This is a genomic window from uncultured Aquabacterium sp., assembly GCF_947366995.1.
In the GTDB taxonomy this organism is placed as follows: Bacteria; Pseudomonadota; Gammaproteobacteria; order Burkholderiales; family Burkholderiaceae_C; genus Aquabacterium.
Genome location: NZ_CANBCC010000098.1, coordinates 1 through 10,096, shown reverse-complemented (window position 1 = coordinate 10,096; position 10,096 = coordinate 1). Strand labels below are relative to the sequence as shown.

Sequence of the window (10,096 nt, the reverse complement as noted above, 5' to 3'; positions counted from 1 at the left end):
GAGCGAGCGCCTCACCGCCATCACCAAGCGGATCAACGAACTGCGTGACCGCCAGGCCGAGCTGCTGGCCGAGCGCACGGCGCTGGAGCAGGGCGTGGCCTTTGCGCAGGGGCGCGCGCGTTCGCTGTCGGGCGACGTCGTGGCCGAGCGCGATGTCGGGCTGGGCCCCAACTTTCTGGTGCTGAGCAACCAGCTGGCCGAACTGAAGCGGCAGCGCATCGAGGCCCTGCGCGTCTACAAGGACACGGCGCCCAGCGTGGTCTCGCTCAACGAGAGCATCGCCACCGTCGAAGCCCAATTGAAGAACGAAGAGCGCAACACCCAGCGCAGCGAGAAGCGCACGCCCAACGAACTGGGCACGCTGCTGGCCCGCAACACGCTCGAGAAGTCCTTGCGGCTGAAGGAGCTGGGCTCCATGACCGCCAGCGTCGAGCGCGAGCTGTCACAACTGACCGAGGCCCGCCGCAAGGTGCTGGCCAGCGAGCCGGAACTCGGCCGCATCGAGCAGGCCCTGGCCGTGGCCGAAAAGAGCCGGCTGCTCTACCTGGACAGCCTCGAGAAGGCCCGCATCGACCAGGCGCTCGACGACAGCCGCATCAACAACATCGCCGTGATCGAGGCGGCCACGCTCAATCCGTCGCGCGTGGCGCCGCGCAGCCTGCTGTTGCTTCTGCTGGCGCTGCCGGCGGGGTTGCTGGTCGGTGGAGTCACGCTCTATCTGTGCTCGGTGGCGGACCAGCGTATCCACGATGGCGGCCGCGTCGAGGCTCGCTTCGGCGTGCCGCTGTGGTCGTCGCTCAAGGACATCGGCCACTCGGGTGAAGACAACGATTTCCACGCCAGCCTGCACCGCATCTACGGCACGCTGCCGCTCGATCAGGTGGCCGAACGCGGGCTGACGCTGGGCCTGGCTTCGTCTCGTGCCGGTGAGGGCGTGTCCTTCCTGGCCGGTCACCTTCGCCGCGTGCTCGAGGCCCAGGGGCTGCGGGTGCGCGTCAACCCGCCGCAGGCTGAGAGCCGCGCCGCGCCGGGCGAGGTGGTGCTGCTGGAGGCCTCGGATCTGCTGCGCAACCGTGAGGCCTTCCTGCGCCTGAGCCGGGCCGACCAGATCGTGCTGGTGGTCGAGGCCCGCGCCAGCCTGGTGCCCGTGGTCGACAACGCGCTGGGCGTGCTGCGCACCGCTTTCCGCAAGGTCGACGGCATCGTGCTGAACCGTCGGCGTTTCGAAGTGCCGCCGCGCGTGCTGCGCTGGCTGCAGGCGTGAAGGGCGCCAAGATGCGTGTGGCCCTTCTGTCCCCCCTGCCCCCCGAGCAGACCGGCATTGCCGACTATGCGGCGCACTGGCGCCGTGCGGTGCAGTCTGCCGGCGTGCACGTGCTGACACCGCTGCAGGGGCAAAAGCCGCTGCACTCCTTCGAAGCCGCACGCCGCTGGGTGGCCGAGCGCGACTGGAGCAAGGTCGACGTGGTGCACGCCGAACTCGGCGGAGGACGCCACAGCGAGTTCTTCGTGCTGAAGGCGCTGGCGGCGATGCCCGCGCATCCGCGGCTGTCGGCCACCGTGCACGATCCCGAGCGGCTGGTGTGGCGGCCGGTGAGCGCGCTGTGGCGTCGGCTTGATGCCGTGCGCTGGTTGCCAGGCGCCGTGAGCAAGGCGCTCGCGGTGCTGGTCGATCCGCACACCCTGTGGGCCGAGCGCCGCCTGGCCCGCCGGCTGGACGGCGTGGTCACCCTCACCCAGACCGGCGCCCAGCGCCTGAGCCGCCGCATGAAGCTGCCATCCGGCCGCGTGCGCGTGATCCCGCATGGCACCTTGCCTTTGCCCGTGCAGCCCCTGCCGCTGCTCGCGCCGGTGCGCCTGCTGTATTTCGGCTTCATCTATGCCGGCAAGGGCATCGAAGACCTGGTTGACGCCCTCGGTCGGCTGCGGCAGCAGCAGCCCGAGCTGGCCGGCCAGGTGCGCCTCACGATTGCGGGTGGCACGGCCCCCGACATCGCGTTTGGCGGGCGCCACAGCTACCTTGACGGGCTGCGCGCCCGTGCTGCGTCGATGGGCCTGCAGGATCAGATCGAGTGGGTGCTCGATGTCGACGAGCGCGACATCCCCGAGCTGGTCGGTCGTCACCACGTGATGGTGCTGCCCTATCGCGAAAGCCGCAAGCTGGCGCTGATGGGCCAGATGCGCGGCACCTCCGGGGCGCTGGCCTGGGCCGTGGCGGCAGGCCGGGGCGTCATCACCTCGGACGCCCGTGCGTTCGCCGAAGAGATCAGCCATGGCAATGGCCAGGCCTATCCGCAGGGCGATGTGGCCGCGCTGACCGAGGTGCTCGCCGGCGTGCTGCGCGAGCCAGAGCGCGTGGCGCACTGGGCGCGTGCCGCGCAAGCCCTGTCCGAGCAGCGGACCTGGTCACGCACCGGGCGGGCGTTTGCCGCGTACTTCTCCGCCCTCAAGACGGGCGTTTCCGAGCTGTCCGACTCGGCGCTCGGTGCGCCGCAACCCGCCACCTCATCTTCCGGAGGTGCACGATGAGCCGTTCGCCCTTGAACCCCGATCGCCGAGCCGCCCTGATCGGCGGCGCCGCGCTGGCTGCCGCACCGCACGCGCTCGCGGCATGGCCCTGGCGCGGGCTGGAGCCGATGGCCCTGAAGCCGGTCCGGCCGGTCGTGTGGAAGGACTTCCTCGGCGTGAATGCCCAGTTCCAGTGGTTCCCCGATGCGGTGGCTCGCAAACAGGTGGAGCGCCTGAAGGCCCTGGGCCTGAACTGGGTCCGACTGGGCCTGCACTGGATGCTGCTCGAGCCCGAAGAGGGGCAGTTCCAACTTGAACCCATCGACCGCATGATGGCGCTGGTGCGCGAGGCCGGCCTGCGCAACGTCACCTACGTGGTGGGCACGCCGCGCTACGCATCGAGTGTGGCCAAAGGCGATGCCTACGAACGCTTCTTCGACAAGTTCCCGCCCCGCAACCCGGCCGTGCTCGCGCAGCGCCTCGGCATGCTGGCGAGGCGTTATCCGCAGGTCGACGTGTGGCAGGTCTGGAACGAGCCCAACCTGATCGGGTTCTGGGCGCCCCAGCCCGATCCGGAAGCCTACGGTCGCCTGTTCGTGCCCGCCTATCAGGCCTTGCGCGCGGCGGCGCCCGACAAGCCCGTGGCGCTGGCTGGCATGGCGTACTTCAGCGAGATCGACCGGCGCGGCGGGTTGATGATCCAGGAACTGGCGCGCCTCGGTGCGTTCAACCTCAACCCCATCGTCGCCTACCACCCCTACACCGCCACGGCCGAGGGCTCCGACCAGGATGCGCGCGACTTCGTCAAGCGCGTCGTGCCGGCCCACCAGTGGCTGCGCAGCGCCGGCGTGCGCCAGGTGTGGGCCACCGAGTGGGGCTGGTCCAGCTATCCCGGCCCGAAAGAGGAACAGCCCATCGTCGGTGAGGACGGCCAGGCCGACCTCACGCTGCGCCGGCTGGCCCTGATGGCCGCGCTCGACTACGACCGCGTCTTCCTGTTCACCCTGGCCGACCTGGACGAGCGCGCCACCCGGCGCGATCAGCACTATGGCCTGCTGCGCCGCAACGGCGAGCCCAAGCCGGTCTACCACGCGCTGCAGCGTTTTTTGCAGCTGTGCGGTCCGGCCCTCCAGCCCGCAGCGCCGCCGACCATCCAGGGCCACGCCCCCGACGGCCTCATTACCATCGGCTGGCGCCGCGCCGACGGGCGCCCCCTGTGGATGCTGTGGGCACGAGAGCCCGGTGAGGTGCAGTTCAAGGGCGTCACCCAGGCTACGGTGCACCAGCCACTCAGCGGGGGCGAGCGCACGCTGAAAGATGCCGGAGAGGGGGTGCGCGTGCCGGTCACCACCGCCCTGCAGATCGTGCTGGGCGCATGAGCAACGCCCCCACCGTCCCCCACGCCACTGACGCCGGCGCCCCTGCGGCCGCGGTGGGCCCCTTGCGCATCCTGATGACGCTGCCCTACCTGCCCTGGCCCATCACCAGCGGCGGCAAGGCCCGGCAGTTCCACCTGATCCGCGAACTCGCTTCCCGGGGCCACAAGCTCACCTTGCTGGTCCAATCGAAGACCGAAGCCGATGCCGCCACCGAGGCCGCACTAGGGCCGCTCGTCGAGCGCCTGGTGGTGCTGCCTCGCCGTGCCCTGCGGCACCCGCGCACGCTCTGGCATGCGGCCGTGTCGCCCTTGCCCCTGCTCACCACGGTCAATGCCTTTGCGCCGGAACTCACGTGCCGTTTCGCCAGCCTGCTGGATGAAGGCGGTTGGGACGTCGTCCAGATCGAGCACAGCTATGGCTTCGAGCCCTTCGAGGCCGAGCTCGCCCGGCGTGCCCAGCCCTTCGTGCTGACCGAGCACAACGTCGAATCCGAGCTGGGCGCGGCGACCTACGGCAAGTGGCCCGCTGCACTGCGGCTGCTCGCGCGATACGACCAGGCGCGGGCCCGACGCTGGGAGCGCCACGTGCTGTCGCGCGCCGACGCCATCGTCGCCGTCACCGAATCCGATGCACGCACGCTGCAGGCCCTCGGCGGACGCCCGGCCTACGTCGTGCCCAATGGGGTGGACACCCGCGCCTTCTCCGAAGTCTGGCCGAACGTGCACAGCCGCCACGTGCTCTTTCTTGGCAACTACGAGTACGCGCCGAACATCGACGCGGTCGAATGGGCCCTCACCCACATCTGGCCCCGTGTCTGGCAGCGCATGCCCGAGGCCCACTTCACGGTGTGCGGGCACGGTCTGCCGGCGGGCTGGCGCAGCCGCTTCCCCGATCCCCGGGTGCACTTTCATGGCTATGTGGCGCGCCTGGCTGACGTGCAGTCGGCGTCGGCGGCGTTCCTCGCGCCGCTGCGGTTCGGCGGCGGATCCAAGCTCAAGGTGCTCGAGGCGATGGCCGCCGGGCTGCCGCTCGTCAGCACGCGCGAAGGGCTTTCCGGGCTGGGTGCCCGCGACGGCGTGCACGCCCGGGTGGGCGACACCGCCGACGCGCTGGCCGACGCCCTCGTGCGCACGCTGAGCGATCCGGCCGCGGCGCGTGCCATGGGCGAATCGGCCCGTGCGCACGTGCGCGAGCACTTCGACTGGTCCCAGGCCGCGGCCCGGCTCGAGGCCGTCTACGCCCGCCTGTCCCCCGCCGGCGTCATGCCGGTCGCCCGTCCATGTCCGGCGTGAGCGCTGGCGCGCCCGCCTTCGGTGTGGCCCTGGCCGCCGTGCTGGCCACCGCCGCGGCTGCGGGCATGACGCTGGTGCACCCGGTGCTGGGCCCAGCGCTGGCGGTCGCCGTGGCGGCGGCGGTCTTCATCGTCACGCGCCCGTTGCGCGGGCTGATGCTGTTCTGCATGCTGGCGCCCGCGCTGCCCTGGATGAAGATCGGCGCGCCCCTGCCGGTGCCCGAGGCCTTGCTCGGCCTCACCTGGGTCGGTGTCTTCGTGCAGTGGCTGGCCGGTCGTCTGCCAGCCTGGCCCGACGGGCCGACCGAGCGCGCCATGCGCCGCTTCATGCTCTGGAGCATCGTGCCCCTGGTCGCGGGCCAGTTCGTGCCTCAGGGCGACGGCAACGGCCCGGTCAACTGGGTGCGCTGGCTGCTCAACCTGTCTCCGGTGTTCCTGGTGCCCTTGCTGGTGCGCGACACCCGCACCCGCGATCGCCTGATGCTGTGCCTGCTGCTCGGGTTTGCCGTGCTCCTGCTGATCTCTCTGGGCTTCTTCGTGCGGGGGCGGGATGCCCGCCTGATGATCCCCTTTCTGGCCGCCCTGCATTATGCCCACCCGGAAGTCATCCAAGACATCTTCTCGGCCGACTACACCCGCATGGCGTCGCCCTGGGTGCACCCCAACTCGACCGGCGGCGCCCTGCTGCTCGCTGCCCCGCTGGGCCTCTTTTATGCGGCCACGCATGGCGGCTGGCGCCGCGCGCTCGGCGCCTTCGTGTTCGTCGGCAGCGCAGCCGGCATCGTCTTCTGCGGTTCGCGTGGCGCGCTGCTCTGCCTGGGCCTGTTCGTCGTGTGGCTGGCATGGCGCCGCACGCCGTACGCTGGCCGCGGGCTGGTGCTGGCCGCGCTGCTGGCCGTCACCTTCCTGGCTGTCTACCCGCCCGCGCAGCAGCGGTTCGCCTCGCTGTTTTCCGGCAAGGACGTCAGCACCGGCGTGCGCTTCGACGAATACGCCCATTTCCCTCAGAACGCGCTGCGCCACCCGCTGGGTCTGGGCTTCAAGGCCGAGACCCCGGCCAGCTCGCCCGAGACCGGGGTCTACGGCATCTCCAACCTCTGGCTCAACTACTGGTTCAAGCTGGGCCTGCCCGGCATGGCGCTGTTCATTGCCGTCACGGTCGCGTGGTGGCGCGAGGTCCGGCTGGCCGGGCGATTCACGCGCATCGGCCCGGACAACGCCATGCGCATCGCCACCACCGGCACGGTGCTCGCCGCGCTGGCCACGGGCTTCATCGACCACTACTTCAGCTTCACCCAGGTTCTCATCGCGCTGTTCTGGCTGATCCTCGCCATGGGCCTGGTCGAGGCCCGCACGCGCCCGGCTGAAGCGGCCCCTCCTTCCGTGTCCTCACGCGTGTCCCGCCCATGAAACACCGCATCCTGCACAGCCACAACGTGCGCGCCCGCCTGCCCGAATACGCTGCCCGCCTTGGCGTCGACGCAGCCGCCCTCGAGGCCGGCTACGACTGGGGCCTGCAACACGACCTGTTCTTCGAATCGCAAGGACGAGGTCCGGACGACACCGTGGTGCACATCTGCGTGATGGACGTGCGTCGCAGCATCCCCGAGCCGATGGCGCGCCTGCTGTTCGTCACGCTGTTCGACGAGCTGCCCGGGCGCAAGCTGCCGCATTACGGCAAGAACTGGCCCACGCTGGTCGACCGCCTGCGCCGCATTTGGGAGCAGGTCTACAACATCCTCATCAACAAGATCCCGAGCCACACCGTGCGGCTGGCGTGGCTGCGTCTGGGTGGCGCCCGCATCGGCAAGGGCTCGACCATCTGGCGCAACACCGAGGTGCTCGGCATCGAAAGCCTCACCATCGGCGACGACACCTGCATCGGCTGGCACTGCCAGATCGACGCCCGTTCGGGCCTCGTCATCGGCAGTCACGTCACCGTGGCCTCGCACGTGCTCATCGTGGCGGGCGGACATGACCTCGAAGCGCCGGAGTTCTGGTCCGTGTCCGCCCCCGTGCGCATCGACGACTGGGCCTGGATCACCTCCCGCGCCATCATCCTGCCCGGCGCCCACATCGGTGAAGGCGCCGTCGTCTCTGCCAACACCACTGTCGGCAAGAAGGTCGAGCCCTATGCCATCGTCGCGGGCCAGGGCGGCAAGACCGTGGGCCACCGTGTGCGCGGTCTCAACTACAAGGTGGGCGGCAAAGGGCTGTTCACCCTGCTGCACTGACACCGGGCGATTGCGATGCTGGGTGCCGCCGGACTCCTCACCGCCGTGACCTTGCTGGGCCTCGTGGCCGGGCTGGCGCGCGAGTGGCTGCTCGTGGATGCCTGGGGCGCGGGCGCCCGCACCGACGGCTTCCTCGTGGCGCTGTTCCTGCCCGAAGCCGTGCGCACCATGCTGGCGGGCGGTGTCCTGTCTTCGGCCGCGCTGGCGCTGTGGCAGGCCCGCACCGTCGGCCAGCGGCCGGGCTGGCTGGGCGCCACCACGCTGGGCCTCGGTGGCCTCGGGGTCGTGCTCGCCCTGGCGTGCATGGTCGGTGCGGGCCCCCTGACGCACCTCGTCGGCCCGGGCCTGCCCGACGCACAACGGGCCACGGTCGCCCAGGCCCTGTCCTTGCTGGCCTGGGGGCTGCCCGCTCTGGTGCTCCAGGCGCTGTGGTCGGTGCCCTTGCAGGCGGCCGGGCGCTTCCTGCTGGCCGGGGTGGGCTCGCTCGTCTACAACCTGCCTGCCGTGCTCTGGATGGCCTGGCGACGCGGCCACACCACCGAGTCCGAACTGGCCCTGGCTTTCGTCGTCGGTGCGTGGGCGTCCGCGCTGCTGCTGTTGCCCGACATGCTGCACAGCGGCCTGCACCGTGCCACGCTGCGTTGGGATGCCGGTGTGCTGCGCGAACTGGGTCACCGCGTCGGGCCGCTGCTGGGCGGCGCGCTGGGGGGACAGGGCCTGATGCTGCTGGAGCGCATGGTGGCCTCCTGGCTGGGTGAGGGTGCCGTGACGCTGCTGAACCTTGCGCGCAAGCTCGCCAACCTGCCGCTGGTCGCGCTGATGTCGGTGAACCAGGTGCTGCTCGGCCTGATGAGCCGGCAGGCTGGCACCGACCGTCTGCGGCTGCTGCGCCAGGGTCTCGCCCTCAACACCCTGATCAGCACGCCCGCAGCGGTCGGTCTTCTGCTCTCCGCCCAGGCCATCGTCGCCCTGCTGTTCCCGCGTGTGCAGGGCACGGCGCTGCTGGCGCCGCTGCTTGGCTGGTATGCCGTCGCCCTGGTGTTGGCCGGCTGGACCACGCTGCTGGCCCGCTACAACCACGCAGCGGGCGACACCCGCCTCCCGTTCGTGTGCGAAACCGCGGCCAACCTCACGCAAGCCATTGCCTTGCCCCTCTTTGGCTGGGTCGCCGGTGCGCAGGGCATCGCCGCCGCCGTCCTGCTGGGTGTGCTGGTCAACGGCGGGCTGCTGCTGCACCTCAACAGCCTGTGGCGCCGCCTGCATCTGTCCCGGCTTGCCCTGGCCGGTGGGTTGCCCTTGCTGCTGGGCGCTGCCGCGTTGCCCTGGTGGCCGCCACTGCCCGGCTGGCGACTCGCCGCCTCCACCGCGGCCGGCCTCGCGTGTCTGCTCTTGCTGGCCGCCTGGTTGCGTCCGTGGCGTCCTGCGTCCGGCTGAAGCTGCCGCCTCGCTCGTCCGCCGTTCCGCAGTACCGGTTGCCGCTGTTCCGCATGAACCACCCCAACAACCTCGATCTGTTGCGTCTGCTGGCCGCCGCGGGCGTCATGGCGCTCCACATCGCCGACCTCAGCGCGCATCCCGCTCTGACGTTTCTCCACCTTGCTGACACCAAGCTGGCGCTCAGCACCTTCTTCATCATCAGCGGCCATCTTGTCTTCATGAGCTGCGAGCGCAGCCCCTCGTTGGCCGATTACGCAGAGCGCCGCCTTCGCCGTATTCTCCCGGCTTACGTCGTGGTGGTCATGGCTTGCGCGCTGCTCGGGGTGCTGTTCAGCACCTTGCCTCCTTCCGACTACTTCGGGGCTGCCTGGCTGCGCTACCTCGGTGCCAACCTGAGCTTCCTCAACTTCCTGCAGCCGTCCTTGCCCGGCGTCTTCGCCGCCAACCCTTACCCCGGCGCGCCGGTGAACGGTGCCCTCTGGACGATCAAGGTCGAACTGATGTTCTACGTGGCGGTCCCATTCCTCGTCGCGGCCTGCCGTCGTCATGGGCACCGTCGCGTGCTCGGACTTGGCTACCTGTTCGGCTGCGTCTGGTGGGGCGGTTTCATGGCGCTGGCTTGGCAGACCGGCAAGGGTGGCTATGCCGAGTTGGCGAAACAGATGCCCGGTCAACTGATGTTCTTCCTGCCCGGCGCCTGGGCCTGGTACGAGCGCGACAGGCTGCGCAGCCAGGGTCATCGGGTCGGCGTGGTGGGGCTGCTGCTGCTGGCGCTGGCTTACCAGTGGGACCAGACTCGTCCCACCCCTGGCGTCTTTCTCTATCCGCTGGCGCTCACGCTGTGCGTCTTCTGGGTCGCCCACATCCTGCGCCCGCTCGCCAACGTGGCGCGACACGGGGATCTCTCCTACGGCATCTACATCGTCCACTTTCCCGTGATCCAGGCGCTGATCCAGCTTGGCGCATTCAGCTGGAGTGCACAGGGGGGCTTGCTGCTGTCCGTTGGCATCACGTTCGCGCTCGCCTGCCTTTCATGGCACGGCGTCGAGGCGCCATTCCTGAAGCGCGGCGCGGTGCCCCCCAGGCACGTGGTGGCATCCCGGTGACGGCCAGGGGGTGTCTTTTTGCTGCAACGCCCATCGCGCCACTTGAGCCGGTTTGCACAACGGTGTTATAGTTGCGGTCTTGCCTTGGAGGGGTGCCCGAGTGGCTAAAGGGGGCAGACTGTAAATCTGTTGGCTTACGCC

8 protein-coding genes are annotated in these 10,096 nt (G+C 70.0%); all 8 read left to right on the top strand.

Features of this window, described 5'->3' with window-relative positions; genetic code table 11:
- A partial coding sequence (locus tag Q0Z44_RS17435; RefSeq protein WP_298015140.1) for a hypothetical protein occupies nucleotides 1-1,264 on the top strand: 1,264 nt, incomplete at its 5' end.
- A gap of 11 nt (nucleotides 1,265-1,275) precedes the next feature.
- A complete protein-coding gene (locus tag Q0Z44_RS17430; protein WP_298015138.1) occupies nucleotides 1,276-2,529 on the top strand; it encodes a glycosyltransferase in 1,254 nt (417 codons plus the stop codon).
- A complete protein-coding gene (locus Q0Z44_RS17425) occupies nucleotides 2,526-3,887 on the top strand; it encodes a beta-galactosidase (protein WP_298015136.1) in 1,362 nt (453 codons plus the stop codon). The genes Q0Z44_RS17430 and Q0Z44_RS17425 overlap by 4 nt, the downstream gene beginning before the upstream one ends.
- A complete protein-coding gene (locus tag Q0Z44_RS17420) occupies nucleotides 3,884-5,179 on the top strand; it encodes a glycosyltransferase family 4 protein (RefSeq protein WP_298015134.1) in 1,296 nt (431 codons plus the stop codon). Before Q0Z44_RS17425 ends, Q0Z44_RS17420 begins: the two co-directional genes overlap by 4 nt.
- On the top strand, nucleotides 5,167-6,588 hold the full coding sequence (locus tag Q0Z44_RS17415) for an O-antigen ligase family protein (protein ID WP_298015132.1): 1,422 nt from the start codon (nucleotides 5,167-5,169) through the stop codon (nucleotides 6,586-6,588). Before Q0Z44_RS17420 ends, Q0Z44_RS17415 begins: the two co-directional genes overlap by 13 nt.
- Nucleotides 6,585-7,412 carry an acyltransferase gene (locus tag Q0Z44_RS17410; RefSeq protein ID WP_298015130.1) on the top strand — a complete coding sequence of 276 codons (828 nt, stop codon included), beginning with the start codon at nucleotides 6,585-6,587 and terminating at the stop codon, nucleotides 7,410-7,412. The genes Q0Z44_RS17415 and Q0Z44_RS17410 overlap by 4 nt, the downstream gene beginning before the upstream one ends.
- Before the next feature lie 15 nt (nucleotides 7,413-7,427).
- On the top strand, nucleotides 7,428-8,846 hold the full coding sequence (locus Q0Z44_RS17405; RefSeq protein ID WP_298015128.1) for a lipid II flippase MurJ: 1,419 nt from the start codon (nucleotides 7,428-7,430) through the stop codon (nucleotides 8,844-8,846).
- Nucleotides 8,847-8,899: 53 nt separating this feature from the next.
- On the top strand, nucleotides 8,900-9,955 hold the full coding sequence (locus Q0Z44_RS17400) for an acyltransferase (RefSeq protein ID WP_298015125.1): 1,056 nt from the start codon (nucleotides 8,900-8,902) through the stop codon (nucleotides 9,953-9,955).
- Nucleotides 9,956-10,096 lie beyond the last annotated feature (141 nt).